This is a genomic window from Oscillibacter sp. KLE 1745, assembly GCF_000469445.2.
Taxonomy (GTDB): Bacteria; Bacillota; Clostridia; order Oscillospirales; family Oscillospiraceae; genus Oscillibacter; species Oscillibacter welbionis.
Map to the genome: position 1 here is coordinate 615 of NZ_KI271744.1, position 15744 is coordinate 16358.

14 protein-coding genes are annotated in these 15744 nt (G+C 60.0%); all 14 read right to left on the bottom strand.

The annotated features are described in order from the left end of the window. Positions 1–992: 992 nt before the first annotated feature. Complete coding sequence (locus tag HMPREF1546_RS12665) at positions 993–1316, bottom strand: hypothetical protein (protein ID WP_021750066.1); 324 nt, start codon at positions 1314–1316, stop codon at positions 993–995. 150 nt (positions 1317–1466) lie between these two features. Continuing rightward, positions 1467–2927, bottom strand: a complete 1461-nt coding sequence (locus HMPREF1546_RS12670) for a pyruvate carboxylase subunit B (protein ID WP_021750065.1) — start codon at positions 2925–2927, stop codon at positions 1467–1469. An 83-nt stretch (positions 2928–3010) separates the two neighbouring features. Continuing rightward, on the bottom strand, positions 3011–4270 hold the full coding sequence (locus HMPREF1546_RS12675) for a sodium ion-translocating decarboxylase subunit beta (protein WP_021750064.1): 1260 nt from the start codon (positions 4268–4270) through the stop codon (positions 3011–3013). A 14-nt stretch (positions 4271–4284) separates the two neighbouring features. Then, the gene (locus HMPREF1546_RS12680) at positions 4285–4632 is read right to left on the bottom strand and encodes a biotin/lipoyl-containing protein (RefSeq protein WP_021750063.1); all 348 of its coding nucleotides are present in this window, start codon (positions 4630–4632) and stop codon (positions 4285–4287) included. Between the two features lie 34 nt (positions 4633–4666). Further along, on the bottom strand, positions 4667–4939 hold the full coding sequence (locus HMPREF1546_RS12685; protein ID WP_021750062.1) for an OadG family protein: 273 nt from the start codon (positions 4937–4939) through the stop codon (positions 4667–4669). A 197-nt stretch (positions 4940–5136) separates the two neighbouring features. Further along, a complete protein-coding gene (gene citX, locus HMPREF1546_RS12690) occupies positions 5137–6468 on the bottom strand; it encodes a citrate lyase holo-[acyl-carrier protein] synthase (RefSeq protein WP_021752009.1) in 1332 nt (443 codons plus the stop codon). Between the two features lie 19 nt (positions 6469–6487). Continuing rightward, the gene (gene citC, locus HMPREF1546_RS12695; protein ID WP_021750060.1) at positions 6488–7480 is read right to left on the bottom strand and encodes a [citrate (pro-3S)-lyase] ligase; all 993 of its coding nucleotides are present in this window, start codon (positions 7478–7480) and stop codon (positions 6488–6490) included. A gap of 14 nt (positions 7481–7494) precedes the next feature. Beyond that, positions 7495–9030 (bottom strand): citrate lyase subunit alpha, encoded by a 1536-nt coding sequence (citF, locus tag HMPREF1546_RS12700; protein ID WP_021750059.1) that lies wholly within the window; start codon positions 9028–9030, stop codon positions 7495–7497. After that, positions 9023–9922 (bottom strand): citrate (pro-3S)-lyase subunit beta, encoded by a 900-nt coding sequence (gene citE, locus HMPREF1546_RS12705; RefSeq protein WP_021750058.1) that lies wholly within the window; start codon positions 9920–9922, stop codon positions 9023–9025. Before citE ends, citF begins: the two co-directional genes overlap by 8 nt. After that, positions 9919–10215 (bottom strand): citrate lyase acyl carrier protein, encoded by a 297-nt coding sequence (gene citD, locus HMPREF1546_RS12710; protein WP_021750057.1) that lies wholly within the window; start codon positions 10213–10215, stop codon positions 9919–9921. The genes citE and citD overlap by 4 nt, the downstream gene beginning before the upstream one ends. Positions 10216–10228: 13 nt before the next feature. Next, positions 10229–12499, bottom strand: coding sequence for a hydratase (locus HMPREF1546_RS12715; RefSeq protein ID WP_021750056.1), 2271 nt, complete (start codon positions 12497–12499; stop codon positions 10229–10231). Positions 12500–12603: 104 nt separating this feature from the next. Beyond that, positions 12604–14142 carry a tripartite tricarboxylate transporter permease gene (locus HMPREF1546_RS12720; protein ID WP_021750055.1) on the bottom strand — a complete coding sequence of 513 codons (1539 nt, stop codon included), beginning with the start codon at positions 14140–14142 and terminating at the stop codon, positions 12604–12606. Between the two features lie 16 nt (positions 14143–14158). Next, positions 14159–14590 (bottom strand): tripartite tricarboxylate transporter TctB family protein, encoded by a 432-nt coding sequence (locus HMPREF1546_RS12725; RefSeq protein WP_021750054.1) that lies wholly within the window; start codon positions 14588–14590, stop codon positions 14159–14161. 75 nt (positions 14591–14665) lie between these two features. Continuing rightward, positions 14666–15718 (bottom strand): tripartite tricarboxylate transporter substrate binding protein, encoded by a 1053-nt coding sequence (locus HMPREF1546_RS12730; protein WP_021750053.1) that lies wholly within the window; start codon positions 15716–15718, stop codon positions 14666–14668. Between the last annotated feature and the right edge of the window lie 26 nt (positions 15719–15744).

Consider the following 15744-nt stretch of genomic DNA (forward strand, 5'->3'; position numbering starts at 1 on the left):
CAGATTTTTCTGTGGATAGCCATACGGTTTTGTGGGAGTTATCAGAAAGTTATCAATTCACGGGCAATTCAACTTTGGCCGCAACAGGCTTTAGCGTCGCGTTCCGAAGATGGGGCTGAGTGTTTACCCTCTCCGGCCAGGAAAAGGGCACACAGGGCTTTACAGGCGGGAACACCCCCGTTGAGGCCTCAGTTGGTCTTTCTTTGTTTCAGCGTATCATTTTTGCGTCCGGCTCTTCTCGCTGGTCCCGTTCCCGTCCTCAGCTGTCTGACCGTGAAGTGGGTGTGGGCTTCCGCCCGCAAAAAAGCGTTTGACTGCCGCTCGCGGCAAGCCAAACGCTCTGCTTGCCCCACCCGTGGGTGGGTAAAAACAGCTTCCCCGACCGTGCAAGTACCGACGGTTCCCCCACCCGTGGGTGGGTAAAAACAGCTTCCCCGACCGTGCAAGTACCGACGGTTCCAGCGCTCTCCGCGCTGCGGGGATAGTACTTTGGGGTTATCATGCTTTTTCTTTCGCCCTCCGCAGAGCCTCAAAACCGGCTCTCTTCCGCTCTCAGGGGTCCAGCAGGGCTGGGACCATCTCTGCTTCCAAAGCGGGCACACAGGCTCCACACGGCCCACAGTCTCCTCAGCGTCCCCCCGGTACTTCCCTCTCCGCCAAAGCCTCACACAACCCCTCACAGGCGGCAAGGATTGGCTGCTGCGCTCGAGGCCCTGGCGCTCGATCCCAGGCGCTTTGCACCCTTCTCCGGGAGCCTGCTATATTCTTTACTGCGGCGCAATTTTTGCTGGTCCTGCCCCTCGAAATCCTGACCCAGAATGTGACCCAGAATATCGAAAGCCGCCGTGGAGCGGGCAGGAACGACCTTCGGGTTTTTGGGGATTTCAGGCCTAAAAAGGTCCGGAAAGCACTAGGGCGCAGCGGTTTGACAACTAGACTGCAGCTCATAACCCGGAGGTCGGAGGTTCAAGTCAGCCCCCATAACCAGAAAGTCACCGCTTTCCAATCGGAAAGCGGTGACTTTCTTTTGTTTTCCGCGGAGCTTCCACGATCTCTCCTTCGATTCGGGCCGCCTGCCGCTCCCCCTTTTCCAGATCGATGTCCGCCCATTTGAGGCCCAGCAACTCGTCTCGCCGGAGCCCAATAGCCAAGTCCAGGTAGTGCAGCTCGAAGACGCCGCTTTCCCGAGCCTTCCATAGGAAGGAAATCAGCTGCTCCAGCGGCAGGGTCCTCATCTCCTTCTTTTTTACCTTGGGTAGGGCACAGCCGGCAGTCGGGTCTTTGACGATCAGCTCCCGCTCCACCGCCAGCTTCATGGATGGCGGTCTTCAGCCTCTCCCAGGCCTCTGCCCGGCTTCTTCCCAAGGCATTACTCTTTTCTTTGCTCCATTTGCTCAAGGATTGTCTATTTACCACTTCTGGCAGCGCAAACAAGGCCGGTATCGAAAGATATCGGCCTTGTTTCATCAAAACTTGTACTCCACGAACAGCTCCCGCACGGCGTTGGGGTCAGCGGGCTGGGGGGATGCGGCCTTCGGCGGCTCTGATTTGGGCGCCTCCGCCTCATGGGGGCCATCCCGCCAGGCAAGGAACTTGGGTGCCACCTGGGGGAACAGGGCCAGAGAGAGGACATCCTCGTCGCTCTTGGCGATCTCTTTGAATTCCTCCCGGTACTTGGGCAGTTCCGGCTCCAGCAGATCCGCCGGCCGGCAGGTGATCACTTCCTCCGGCGCGATGCCTGCCTTGGCCCGGACTTCCTCGTTGACCTTGCCGGGCAGGGCGCCGTACTCGCCCCGCAGCATGGCCTTGGATTCCTTGGGGAAGGTCTTGTATCGCTCCCCAAGGATCACGTTCATCACCGCCTGGGTGCCCACGATCTGGCTGGAGGGCGTCACCAGGGGCGGACAGCCGAAGTCCTCTCGGACCCGGGGGATCTCCGCCAGCACGTCGTAGTACTGGTCCTCCTTCCCGGCTTGCTTGAGCTGGGAGATGAGGTTCGAGAGCATGCCGCCGGGCACCTGGTAGAGCAGGGTATTGGTGTCCACGTTCAGCACCTTGGGGTCCAGGGAGCCTTCGTCCTTGAGCCGCTGGGCCACCTTGCGGAAGTGCACGGCGGCCTCGCTCATCTTGTTCAGGTCCAGCCCCGTATCCCGGACGGTGCCCCGGAGGGTGGCCACCAGGGATTCCGTGGCGGGCTGGGCGGTACCATTGGCCAGGGGGCTCAGAGCCGTGTCCACAATGTCCACCCCGGCGTAGGCCGCCATGAGATACACCATGTCGCCGGTACCGGTGGTGTTGTGGGTGTGCAGGTGGATGGGGACGGACACCGTTTCCTTCAGCCGCTTGACCAGGGAGTAGGCGTCCATGGGCAGCAGGAGGTTGGCCATGTCCTTGATGCAGATCACGTCGGCTCCCATCTGCTCCAGCTCCCTGGCAAGCTTCACGAAGTATTCCTCGCTGTGGATGGGGGAGATGGTGTAGCTGAGGGTGGCCTCCACCATGCCGCCGTACTTCTTGGTGGACTGGATGGCCTGCTCCAGGTTCCGCACGTCGTTGAGGGCGTCGAAGATCCGGATGATGTCGATGCCGTTTTCAATGCTCTTGCGGCAGAAGGCGTCCACCACGTCATCGGCGTAGTGCTTGTAGCCCAGGATGTTCTGGCCCCGGAAGAGCATCTGGAGCTTCGTGTGGGGCAGGGCACGGCGCAGAGCCCGCAGGCGCTCCCAGGGGTCCTCGTTCAAAAAGCGCATACAGGCGTCGAAGGTGGCACCGCCCCAGCACTCCAGGGACCAGTAGCCGATGGAGTCCAGCACCTCGCAGGCGGGCAGCATATCCTCCAGCCGCATCCGGGTGGCCGCCTGGGACTGATGGGCGTCCCGGAGGATGGTGTCGGTGAGATACAGCGGTTTGTTCGATAAAAATTCCATAAAAAGCCTCCGCTTGCACACCGGGACCGGTCGCCGTCGCTGCGGCTGCAGGGATCATACCGACCCGGTGGCGAGATAAAGAATCAGCCGAACAGGGAGATCAGCACACCCGCGGCGATGGCGGAGCCGATGACGCCAGCCACGTTGGGGCCCATGGCGTGCATCAGCAGGAAGTTGCCGGGGTTGGCCTCCTGGCCCACCTTCTGGGACACACGGGCCGCCATGGGCACGGCGGACACGCCGGCGGAGCCGATGAGGGGATTGATCTTCTCCTTGAGGAACAGGTTCATGAACTTGGCCAGCAGCACACCGCCGGCGGTGCCGAAGCTGAAGGCCACGATGCCCATGGCCATGATGGCCAGGGTCTGGGGGCTGAGGAAGGTGTTTCCGGTAGCGGTGGCGCCCACGGAGACCCCCAGGAAGATGGTGACGATGTTGATGAGCTCGTTCTGCACCGTCTTGCTGAGCCGGTCGGTGACGCCGCACTCCCGGAACAGGTTGCCCAGCATCAAACAGGCGATCAGCGGCGCCGCGGAGGGCACCAGCAGGGCAACGAACACGGTCACCACGATGGGGAACACGATCTTTTCCTTCTTGGAGACCTCCCGCAGGGGCTTCATGACGATCTTGCGCTCTTCCTCGGTGGTCAGCAGCTTCATAATGGGCGGCTGGATCACCGGCACCAGGGCCATGTAGGAGTACGCCGACACGGCGATGGGGCCCAGCAGGGCCGGAGCCAGCATGACAGTGACGAAGATAGCGGTGGGGCCGTCGGCGCCGCCGATGATGCCGATGGAACCTGCCTCCGGACCGCTGAATCCGATCAGGCGGCAGCCTACGTAGGTCATGAAGATGCCCAGCTGGGCCGCCGCGCCCAGCAGCAGGCTCTTGGGGTTGGCGATCAGGGGGCCGAAGTCGGTCATGGCGCCCACGCCCATGAAGATCAGGCAGGGATAGATGCCCAGCTTCACGCCCAGGTACAGCACATCGATGAGCCCCACCGAAATGGTCTCACCCACGGTGGCGGTGGCCAGCACCGCTTCGGATACCCCGGCAGAGGCCATCTCCGAGAGAAATTCCGCCGTGATGGGAGCCCCGCCAAACAAATCCCAGTGAATGTGCCCCCCGGCGAAGAGGATCTCATGGTACATCTCCGCGCCCGGCAGATTGGTTACCAGCATGCCGAAGGCGATGGGCACCAGAAGCAGCGGCTCAAATTTCTTCACGATGCCCAGGTACAGCAGCACGCAGGCAATGGCGATCATGATGAGGCACTTCCAGTTGCCTCCCTGGGTGAATTGATAAAAGCCAGTGCTTGTGATAAAATTCAGGATAGCGTCCATAGGCCGTCACCCCGTCACTGGATGGTGAAAAGGGGCGTGCCGGATTCCACCGCAGCGCCCTTGGCGGCCTGGATGGCGGTGACCCAGCCGTCCCGGGGGCACATAATCTCGTTTTCCATCTTCATGGCCTCCAGGATCATCAGCACCTGGCCCCGCTTGACGCTGTCGCCCACGGCCACATTCACCGATAAAATGGTGCCGGGCATGGGGGCGTTTACCTGTTCACCGCCGGCCGGTACCGGGGCAGGAGCCGCAGCAGGAGCCGGGGCAGGTGCAGCCGCGGGTGCGGGAGCCGCGCCAGTCAGTTCTTCCAGTTCCGCCTCGTAGGGGACGCCGTTGACGATCACTCTGTACTTCTTCATGGAAACCTCCTAAAACAGTTCTCTCGCTCCGCAGTCAGAGCGGCTTGACGGATACGATGCGGATGCCGGTGATGTCGGTGCCCAGGTCCTCCGCCATGGCGGCGGATACGGCGGCAATCAGCTCCGGCGTGACAGCTCCGGTGGCCGGTGCCGCCGGCTGGGGAGCCGGGGTAGCGCAGGCCGTCGGCTGCTTCCCCACCGCGCACAGCACCGCGCTCATCACGCTGGTCAGCACGATCAGGCAGATCAGCCCGAAAAACACCGTCCCCATTCCCATCAGGCACACAAATGCATGATTGTAGTCCATATCTAATTTCACCCTCCCAAATACCCAGTCTCCTGTTTTCTCTCATCGTTACAAGCATTCCGGCCCAAGGTCCTAGTCCAGGGCTTTGCCCGCAGGGTCTCACCCCCTTTTGGACACTGTATTCTCAAGACGGGCTCCCCTTCGGCACAGGCGCCGCTTTTCTGCCTGTTCCAAATCCAAAGCCTATCAAGCAGTTTCTATTTGAACGTCTCCAGGAAATAGAGAAAATATCCCACTGCCAGCAGATCAGCACACCCTCCGGGGCTGATTCCCTGCCGGCATAATTTTTTGTCCCAGTCAGCCAGAGCCCTTTCCAGTTCTTCCGGCGAAAGGGTCAATGACGCGCATGCTTGACGGGATAGCTCCCGCAGCGCCTGACGGCCTCCTCTGAAGAGGACATTGGTATCCTCCACCGAAGCCATCAATTCCACCAAAGCCCGCATTCCCCGCTGTTCCAGAGAATCAGACCCCTGCCGCAGATGCGGTAGCACGCAGCGCAGAACAGAGCGGAACCCCGATGCCGCCTCCCCGCGGATGCCCGCTGTCCGGTATTTTTCACAGACTGCGTGGCCATGAGTGTCCAACGGTTTTTTCAGTTCCGGCAGGAATTCCTCCGCCAGTGCTTTTTCCTGCCGGCACAGCGTCTCCGCTGTCAGGGTCTCCTCCGGCCTCTCCAGACTGCGGGCAAACCACTGCCCCGCCGCCGCAGCCAGCAGTCCTAGTGAGAAAATCAAACCCTTGTGAGTATTGACACCTCCGGTGGCGTCATACATGGCCGCTTCCGCATCCAGTCCCAGGCGCTGAACGCTCCGACAGAAAGCCACACCTCCCTCAGGATTGTCATATCCCGCCCGGCACAATTTCCCGAAAAAGGGAGCAATGGCAGCGGCACTGTCCACAAATGAGAAAAAGTCCATGTCCTGGTGGGCCCCGCAGTTGATCCGGTCCACCAGTCCCGGTTTCGGGGTCACCGAAACCTCATAGAGCATGGCTCTCAACGCGGCTTTCTCCACCTGTGCGGCATATCGGGAGCGGAAATACTCCCTCAGGCGCCGCACGGTCTCCCATTGCAGCGCCTCCACGCTGTGCCGTCGGCTCCGGCCGCACTCAGCCGCGGGACGGCCGCACAAAAGGCACTGTCTGGGCGGATACCCCACCTGGCCTCTGTCCCATTTGACGCCTCCCCGCGTCAGGACATCCAGGTCCAGCAGGCGGCCCAGGTCAGAGATCTGCTCGATGTCGCAGGCAATTCTTTTTGCCGCCCCGGCCGGGGCCTCCAAAGCGTAAAAAGCAGTAGGTCCACCGCTATGGCAGTGCTTTCCCCGATCGGTCCAGGGAATCCCCTCCTGATCCAGCCGGCTTTCCAGCAATCGCTGCGCCTCTGAAAACCCTTTGAGCAGAAGTGGAAAGCTCTTGATAGGTCCGGCCACATTGGCGCTCAGCATGATCAGCGTCTGGCAGCTTTCCAACTGCCGCGTCTGCTCCGCCGCCCGCCATTCCCGCTCTGCCAGCATTTCCTCCAGATCCACGAAAGGTCCTGTAATAAGATCAAGCAGATCTATGATCCCACTCCTCTCGAAGAAACCGCGCCGTCTCCTCCGTCACCAACGGTGTGAGCGCCTTCCAGTCTCCCTGATCTAGCAGTTCCCGCACCCGGCTGGCGCTCACTGCCTGACCGTGCACCTCCGCTCTGGGGATCTCCACTACTTCAATCCCCCACGGGGGAAGCAGATCCTGCATGGTCTGGTTATAGGCAACCGTCAGGCCGCAGAAGGGCTCCTGCCCCACAAAACGCCTGGTAATCCCCAGAGGCGCGGCGAAACGGCGGGCAAACACCGTGAGATCCAGCTCCATACTGCATCGGGACGCCAGAGACTGATCTTTCAGAAAATAGGTAGGAAATGTAGCATTGGATATCATGTAGCTGCCCGTGGGACACACCGCCACGTTATCCAGATCCGCCAGGCTACGGGCAGCCATGGTCATCCGGTCCCGGGCGGAAAAACGGCTGCAATCTTCTGACAGGACAAAAAAATACACAAAGCCGCAGGATCTGGCCGCCTGTTCCGCCAAATACCGGTGGCCTCTGGTGAAGGGGTTGCAATTTGCCACGATGGCCCCCACCGGCGCAGCCGACGCCTCAGGCAGCGCAGAGACAAACCGCGCGGCTCCGTCCCGTCTGTTTTCCATCAAAAGCATCTGCTCCGTCTGTGCCACCGGATAAAATCCGGCGGCGCAGAACAGATCCAGATTTTCGGGTTTCGTGCAGAGCATTAGGTGGCTGTATCCCTGGGCAGCCGCATGATTAACCAGACGACTGACCACGGTATTGCACAGGCCCTCCCCCTGAAATGCTTTGGAAACCGCGATGTGCTGTAAAACAGCACCTTTCAGGGAGCCGGTGGCCGTGATCTCCCCATCCTCCCGCAGAACCACCGTATAGTCCGGTGGGATCACCGGCGGCTCCAGGCCCTGCTGCCGCAAAAAGCGGCCCACCTCCTGAAGCTTCCGGCCGGAGAGTTTTCCGAATTCCAGCTCCATGTTCCTTTCACTCCTTAATCCGCCACTTGGTGGATCAGGTCCATGACCGTTCCATCCCGATAGGTTACGATGCCCACCACCTTATCCGTGTAGTGGATGGGCTCAGGCACACCCACGATCTTTTGTGCCAGATGCTGAAGCTCTTCAATGGAGCACAGCGGGATACCGGCATCCATCAGCCGCTGCCGCAGCTTCCAGCGGCGGGGATTTACCGCCACACCGTAATCAGTGACCACCACATCAACTGTCTTGCCCGGCGTCACCTGGGTATTGACCTTGGGGACCACACAGGGGATCCGCCCACGCACCAGGGGGCAGACGATCACCGCCAGCGAGGCGCCCCAGGCCGTATCAGGGTGTCCCCCGATGGCCCCGCGGATCACGCCATCGGACCCGGTGAGCACATTGACATTGAACCCGGTATCCACCTCCAATGCGGAGAGCACCACCGCGTCCAGCAGGTTGACTGCGCAGCCGGGATCGGCGGGACTGGCATAGTAAGAGGCGGAGATCTGCTGATGGAAGCGGTTGTTTTTCAGAGACTCTGCCGCCCGCAGGTCGAAGGACTGCACATCCAGGATCTTTTTGATGAGGCCCTCCTCATGCAGATCCACAATGGAGCCGGTGATACCGCCCAGCGCGTAACTGGCCGTGATCTTCTGCTCCAGCATCCGCTCCCGCAGGAACCGCGCCACCGCCAAAGAGGCCCCGCCGGAGCCCATCTGGATAGAGAAGCCATCCTTGAACACACCGCTGGCGGCAATCACCGCCGCCGCGGATTCCGCGATGGTCAGCTCCTTGGGGTTCTTGGTGAAACGGGTGGCCCCGGACATGATACCCGCGGGATCGCCGATGTTCTCCACCTCAACGATGTAGTCCACGTCCGTGGCGGGGATGCCGAAGGGCGCGTTGGGATAGGGCACGATATGGTTGGTCAGGATGATAGTCTTATCGGCATACTGGGCGTCGCACTTGGCATAGCCCATGGAGCCGCACATAACGCCGCTCTCCATGTCCCGGCTGTAACCGTTGGCGTTTCCGCAGGGGTCGCAGGAAGGTGCCCCCAGGAAGGCCACGTCAATCTTCAGTTTCCCGGCCTCAATGGCGCAGGCACGCCCGCCGTGGCTGCGGAACACCACGGGCACATCCATCAATCCTCCGGAGATGGCGTCCGCCAGCTTTCCCCGCAGGCCGGAGGTCTCGATCCGGCGGATGACACCGTTCTGAATATGGCGGATCAGCGGGGCGTGGCAGTCCGAAAGAGAAGAGGCCGCCAGCACCAGATCGTGGAAGCCCATCTCCGCCAGCTTGTCCACAACCATGTTGACAATATAGTCGCCGTTGCGGAAATGGTGGTGGAAGGAGATCATCATGCCGTCCTTGAGTCCGGAGCGGCGGATCGCCTCTTCCAGAGAGGGAACGATCTTATTGCAGGAATTCTTCCGCTCCTGGATGGTGGTATAGCTCTTGTTCAGCTGCGCATCCTGGAATTCCTCCTGCAGGTCCTGCAGTTCCTCCCGGAAGGGGATCTGATTCAGAAGATCACTCATGCTGTGCTACCTCCTCAAACCGTATGCCCGCGGCTCTGGCCAGATCCAGTGTCCGCTGGGCCCGCAGGACAATGGGACGGTCCACCATCTTCCCGTTCAGGGAGATGACGCCAGACCCCTTGCGATGTGCTTCCTCAATGGCCTCCATCACCGCCAGCGCCTTGTCGATATCCTTTTGGGTGGGTGTATATACTTCATGGACCGTCTTGACCTGTCTGGGATTGATGATGGATTTTCCGTCAAAACCCAACTGGTGGATCAGCTCCACCTCCGCGCGGAAGCCCTCTTCATTGTTGACGTCGCTGTATACGGTATCGATGGCGTCGATCCCCGCAGCTCTGGCCGCCAGCAGGATCATGCTGCGGCCGAACAGCAGCTCGATCCCGCCGGGAGAACGCTTGGTCTTGAGGTCCGTCACATAATCCTCGGCCCCCAGAGCGATGCCGATCAGCCGGGGTGTGGAGAAAGCGATTTCTTTGGCGTTGAGGACACCCGCGGCGCTTTCAATGGCCGCCATCATCCGGGTGGAGCCTTCGGCAATGCCATTTTCCCGCTCGATCCGGGCGATGATCTCCTGGCAGTACAGCACATCCTCCGCGGACTCCGTTTTGGGCAGGCGGATGACCGCCTTCTGGGTCCACACGATGGCCTCCAGATCATCCACACCGCATTTGGTGGCTGGGTCGTTAACCCGGACCACCAGCTCCTTTCCCCGGTAGTCCATGCTGCAAAGAGCCTGATAGACCAGGAAGCGGGCAGCGTCCTTTTCCGTCAGGGAGACGGAGTCCTCCAAGTCGAACATGATGCAGTCCTGGCTGTAAATCCCGGCGTCCTTGATCATGCCCGGATTGTTTCCGGGTACAAACAGCATCGTCCTGCGCAGCTGCTTCATCGTGCGCCACCTCCCCATTGATAGACCTCGCACTGGCAGGCGCGGTAAGCGGAGGCCTTGACCCGCGCCCGGATCACGCAGTCCAGTGCCCCTTTGTCCACCAGGGTCACAGCCGCATTCTGAATGTCCAGCTCCGTCAGTGTCTGGATCACGGCCTCCCGAATGGCCTTCCCGAATTGCTTTTCCACCGTGCTGTTCAGGTCGATCTCGATGCCGTTGGCCTGCGGCGCAATGGTCACCAGCACATCGCTGGACTCCACTGTCCCGGCGGTGGCAGTTTTGACAACCTTCATATGTTCTGCCCCCTCAGTTTTTCTCAGAGTTATAGTAGTTGATCAGGCATCCGGCCAGAATGATCCGGGCCTCATCAGGAGTGAGCCCCTGAAGTGAGAGTCGGATTTCCTCCACGTCACTTCCGTCAGCGGGGATGAGCCATCCGCTCACCTCCGGATCGCACCGTTCCACAGCGGCGGCGATCTGCGGCAGGAAGATCCGGTCCCCGCAGTGCAGCCGCTCCGTCAGACTGCTGTCCCAGGTGAAAGGAACCATGCCCCAGTTCACCAGATTGGAACGATAGCGTTTCGTGGCATACTCCACGCAAATATTGGCAAGGCCTCCCAGCACCCGCTGGCAGGAAGCCGCCTGTTCCCGGGCGGAGCCGTCACCGGGACGGTTGGAGCACACAACACTGCCGATCCCCGTGTCCTTCATGAGCACATCGGGATCGAGGCTGTATCCTGTCTTTTCGCAAACCTCCCGGAAGGTCTCCAGCAGGGCAGCGTCGGGCTCTCCGGACTGCCGGAGGGACTCCTGCCGCTGCACAGCCTTTGCCCGTCCCACATATTCCGGGTCCCGGCGGGAGAGGGTGAAGTCCGACATCTTGATGGGATTGGAGCGGTAGGAGGACGTATCACCGGAGGGAATCAGTTCATCGGTGGTGGTGACCGGATCCGGAATCACAGAGGCCACCTCCAGCAGCATGTTCTTTTGCAGGGGGATCATGCTGGGCCAGTCCGTAATATTGGGTCCCAGACGCAGCTCCACCTCAGGGCGGGGCTTGCCGAAGCCGTTGTACACCGTTTTGCGGTAAAGGTCATCGTCAAAGTGGTAGGCGGGCATCACGTCATCGTAGTCCACTTCCGTGGCAGGGGTCAGATAGCCGCCGTTGATGGCCGTGGTGGCAATGGAACGGGCATCCATCAGCGCCACAGAAGCCATCTGGTTCTCCTTGGGCTTGGATCCCTCCCGGTTGGGGAAGTTCCGGGTGGTGTGCCGGATGGCGATAGTGCCGTTGGCAGGGACGTCGCCTGCGCCGAAGCAGGGACCGCAGAAGGCGGACTTCAAAATGGCGCCGGCAGAGACCAGCTTCTGGATGTAGCCGGTTTTCAAAAGCTCCATCAGCACCGGACCGCTGGCGGGATAGACGCTCATGGAGAAGAACTCGTTGGGAATGGACTTGCCGTCCATGATGCGGGCGGCGCTGACCAGGTTCTCAAAGCTGCCGCCGGAACAGCCGGCAATGTCCGCCTGCTCTACCCGGAACCGGCCGCCATGCAGCTTGCTCTTCAAATCCAGACGCAGATTCGGATTGGCGATCTGCTTCTGGGCCTTCTGCTCCACCTCGTCCAAGATCTCCTCCGGGCGCTCCAGGAACTCCCGGATGCTCCAGACGTTGCTGGGGTGGAAGGGGAAGGCGATCATAGGCTCCACGGCGGACAGGTCCACTACCACCGCGCCGTCATAGCAGGCTCCCTGCTGGGGCTCCAGTCTGCGGTACTCCTCAGGCCGGCCATGGATGCGGAAGTATTCCTGTACCTGATCATCAGTCCTCCACACGGAGGTCAGGCAGGTGGTTTCCGTGGTCATTACATCGATGCCGTTTCGGAAATCCACAGACAGCTTTTCCACGCCTGGGCCGATGAACTCCAGCACTTTGTTCTTTACGAAGCCGTTGGAGAACACAGCCGCCACCAAGGCCAGGGCCACATCCTGGGGACCTACGCCGTGCCGGGGCGCTCCATCCAGCCATACGGCGATCACCTGGGGCGGAACAATGTCATAGGTCCGGCTGAGCAGCTGCTTGACCAGCTCGCCGCCGCCCTCACCCACGCCCAGAGTTCCCAGGGCGCCGTATCGGGTGTGAGAGTCGGAGCCCAGCACCATCCGGCCGCAGCCACTGAGCATCTCCCGGGCATAGGAGTGGATCACGGATTGATTCTCCGGCACAAAAATTCCGCCATACTTCTCACAGGCCGACATGCCGAAGAGGTGGTCGTCACGGTTGATGGTGCCTCCCACCGCACAGAGGCTGTTATGGCAGTTGGTCAGAATGTACGGCAGCGGAAATTCCTTCAGACCGCTGGCCCGGGCCGTCTGAATGATGCCCACATAGGTGATATCATGAGAAATCAGGGAATCGAACTTCAGCTTCAGCTGTCCCGGATCGGTACTGGTGTCGTGAGCGGCCAGAATCCCATAGGCGATCGTCTTTTTGCGTCCGTCGGAAAGGGCCCGGGGCTCCGCGTCCTCGAGTCCCTTTTCTCCCAGGCTCACCGGATGCCGGATCAGTTCAATCACAGTTATTACCTCCTCAAAATTGCAGCTTGTGTGGAAAGCTGCCCGGAATAAAGTCGGCTTTCCCCTGGTTGCAGCGGGGAAAGCCGACACTGTGCCGGCTGGAATCAGGCGGCTGTTTTGTCTTTTTTGAATACCTTCTTCAGCATGGGGCCGACCCAGGGCCACACGATGAATAGAATGGACAGAATCACCAGAACCAGGCTGATGGGCCGCTCCAGGAAGATCGTAGCGGAGCCGGTGTACACCAGGCTGTTGATGAAGTTGGACTCCATCATGCTGCCCAGGATGCTGGCCAGAATGAAGGGGGCCGTGGGCACATTGAACTTATAGAAGATGTAGCCGATGACGCCGAAGGCAATGGCCACGCCAATGTGGAAGGGATTGTTCTTGTAGGCGAAGGAACCCGTCACGCACAGAGCCAGGATCGCCGCCGAAAGCACCTTGGGGTTGAGCTTGAGGATCTGGGCGGCAAGATACTTGCAGTACAGCAACGCCATAGGCAGCATCATCAGGTTGCCCACCAGGAAGGCCACAATGATCAGGTAGGCCATGTCCGGGCTCTCAGAGAACAGGGTGGGGCCTGCCACCAGACCATGGATGGTCAGTGCGCCGATAAACAGCGCGGCAGTGGAGTTGCCAGGGATGCCAAGGCTCAGCAGCGGCACCATGGAGCTGGCCACCACTGCATTGTTGGCAGCCTCGGGAGCAGCAATGCCCTCCCATTCGCCAGTGCCGAACTTTTTCTCGGGATGGACGCGCTTTTCCACGTCATAGGCCGTGAAGATAGCCATAGTCATGCCTGCGCCGGGCATGCAACCCAGCAGGTTGCCGATTGCGGAGGCACGCAGCCAGGTAGGCAGCAGCTGACGGCATCTTGCCCGGGAGGGGAAGGCCACCTTGTCCTTGGTACCAGTATGGACCTCATGCTCCGCCTGGTCTACCATCTGGGCATTCCAGTCGCCGCTGTCCCTGCCAACCTTTTCCGCGATCTTCAGCACGGAGAGGATGCCGAACAGGCCGATCATGCGGGGCACCAGGGGAATACCGTCCATCAGGCTCAGGGAACCGAAGGTGAAGCGGGTCATGCCGGTGGAGGTGCTGATGCCGATGCAGCTGAGCCATAGGCCGAAGCCCATGGACAAGAAGTGCTTCCAGCAATCCTTGCCCGCCATACCGATGACGGTGGCGATACCCAGCATACCCAGCATGAAGTACTCCGGCGGGCCAAACTTCAAAGCGAAGGAGGCCAGCAGCGGAGACAGGAACATCAGCACCAGGGCACTGGTGATACCGCCGAAGGTGGAACTGGTCATACAGACGCTCAGCGCCTCCAGTCCATGTCCCTTTTGCCGCAGCTGGTATCCGTCATATGCCGTAACCACCGCGGAAGCCGTTCCGGGGATCTCCAGAAGGACCGCAGGGATGGAGCCGCCGCAGGCAGAGGATACGTAAATACCCACCAGCAGAGCAAAAGCCAGCCGGGAGTCCATACCGAAGGTAACGGGGATCAGCACGGCGATGGTGATGCTGTCATTCAGGCCGGGCAACGCACCCACCGTCAGGCCCAGCAGAACACCCAGGAAAAGGGTCAGCAGTACAATGGGGTCAGCCAACTGCTGGAATCCAAGTAAAATATTTTCCATGTCGGTACCCCCTCTCTTACAGGAACAGCGTGGGCAGCGGCACGTTCAGCAAGCCATAGAACACGCCAAAAACCGCTGCGGTAATAGCGGCCGAAATGATCGGAAGTAGCTTCCAATTCTTGTAGTCAAGTGCATACATGGTAAAAGAAGTCAAAAGGAACGTATCGATGATAAAGCCGATTTTCTTCAGCAGGAACACATAGATGCACATGGCCGCCACGCATTCAAACAGCTTGAGGAAATTGACGCCTGCAAAAACAGGTTTGTGCTCCTTTTTTCTCCACACGGACACGCAGTCGATAATGGAGATCATGATGATGACATAGGACACCAAATTGGGGAACGTGGCGTCCCGGGATGTCATGGACATGGTCGCCACGCGAATGTAGATGCCAAACAGCAAAAACGCGAGCGGGCATACCAAAGCGGTTAGTTTGGCTTTCGTCATAGTCTCACCTCACTGGATTTCACAGGATAAGGGCCACGGAGGCCCCGTGCTTCCGCGGCCCACTGGGTTCAGCGATCAGTCTTCGCCAGCCATCAGATAATCCTGGAGGCTGGTGATCAGCTCCACCTTGCCGTCGATGAACTCTTGATACTCCTCAGCGGAATTGCAGGCAGGGGTCAGGTTGGCAGCTTCCATGGCGTCGATGAACTCCTGGCTGGAGCAGAGCTTGGCGAACTCGTCCACCAGATAATTGTAAACATCGTCGGGGACGTTGGAAGAGCAGGCAATGGCACGGTCAGCGCCATCCAGGAAGCCCTCATAGCCCATCTCCTTGAAAGTGGGCACGTCAGGCAGACCCTCAAAGCGCTCGTCGGTCAAGATGCCGATGGCCTTCACATTGCCTGCCAAAATGGCGTCGGCGCACTCACCGGCAGTCAGGCAGGTAACATCGGCATGGCCACCCATGAGTTCAGAGATCTGGACGCTGCCGGAATCCACGTGGATGCAGTCATAATTGATGGTCTCGCCGGTGATGGCCTCCAGCTTGGAGGTCCAGTCCAGGGTGCGGATATGACTGGAAGTGGCGAAGCCGGAGTCATTGACCAGCAGGGTGTTGCTCTTGGCATACTCCAGCAGGCCTTCCACATCGTCAAAGGGAGCGTCGGGGCGGGCGATCATCACGGCAGGATCAGAGTTCATGCAAACGATGACCTTCAGATCATCCACAGTAAAGGGGACGTCCTTCAAGAGGGTGTTGGTGATAACAGAGGCGGTATAGGCCAGCAGGGTGTAGCCGTCGGCCTCAGCGGTCTTGGCAACATAGCCCTGACCGATGGCTCCGCCGCCGCCGGGCTGGTTCTCCACAATGATGTTGGCACCGTTGAAGTAGCCTCCTTCCATGGCCACCTTGGCGATCACACGGGCAACGATGTCGTTGCCGCCGCCGGCGTCAAAGGGGACGATAATGGTAATGTCCTTTTCCGGGAAGCTCAGCTCGGTGCTAGTGGCACCGTCGCCGCTTTCGCTTCCGCTGTCACCGGCCTGTTCGGTCTGGCCGCCGCAGGCCGCCAGAGAAGCGATCATTGCCAGAGACAGGATCAACGCTAAAAACTTCTTCATCTTTTTCATGTTTAACCCTCCATTTTTTGTTATCA

Coding starts and splice junctions, on each gene's coding strand:
- HMPREF1546_RS12680 (WP_021750063.1), bottom strand. CDS start 4,632: ATGAAGAAGTACAGAGTGATCGTCAACGGCGTCCCCTACGAGGCGGAA.
- HMPREF1546_RS12675 (WP_021750064.1), bottom strand. CDS start 4,270: ATGGACGCTATCCTGAATTTTATCACAAGCACTGGCTTTTATCAATTC.
- HMPREF1546_RS12665 (WP_021750066.1), bottom strand. CDS start 1,316: ATGAAGCTGGCGGTGGAGCGGGAGCTGATCGTCAAAGACCCGACTGCC.
- citC (WP_021750060.1), bottom strand. CDS start 7,480: ATGGAGCTGGAATTCGGAAAACTCTCCGGCCGGAAGCTTCAGGAGGTG.
- citF (WP_021750059.1), bottom strand. CDS start 9,030: ATGAGTGATCTTCTGAATCAGATCCCCTTCCGGGAGGAACTGCAGGAC.
- citE (WP_021750058.1), bottom strand. CDS start 9,922: ATGAAGCAGCTGCGCAGGACGATGCTGTTTGTACCCGGAAACAATCCG.
- HMPREF1546_RS12685 (WP_021750062.1), bottom strand. CDS start 4,939: ATGGACTACAATCATGCATTTGTGTGCCTGATGGGAATGGGGACGGTG.
- HMPREF1546_RS12670 (WP_021750065.1), bottom strand. CDS start 2,927: ATGGAATTTTTATCGAACAAACCGCTGTATCTCACCGACACCATCCTC.
- HMPREF1546_RS12720 (WP_021750055.1), bottom strand. CDS start 14,142: ATGGAAAATATTTTACTTGGATTCCAGCAGTTGGCTGACCCCATTGTA.
- citD (WP_021750057.1), bottom strand. CDS start 10,215: ATGAAGGTTGTCAAAACTGCCACCGCCGGGACAGTGGAGTCCAGCGAT.
- HMPREF1546_RS12730 (WP_021750053.1), bottom strand. CDS start 15,718: ATGAAAAAGATGAAGAAGTTTTTAGCGTTGATCCTGTCTCTGGCAATG.
- HMPREF1546_RS12725 (WP_021750054.1), bottom strand. CDS start 14,590: ATGACGAAAGCCAAACTAACCGCTTTGGTATGCCCGCTCGCGTTTTTG.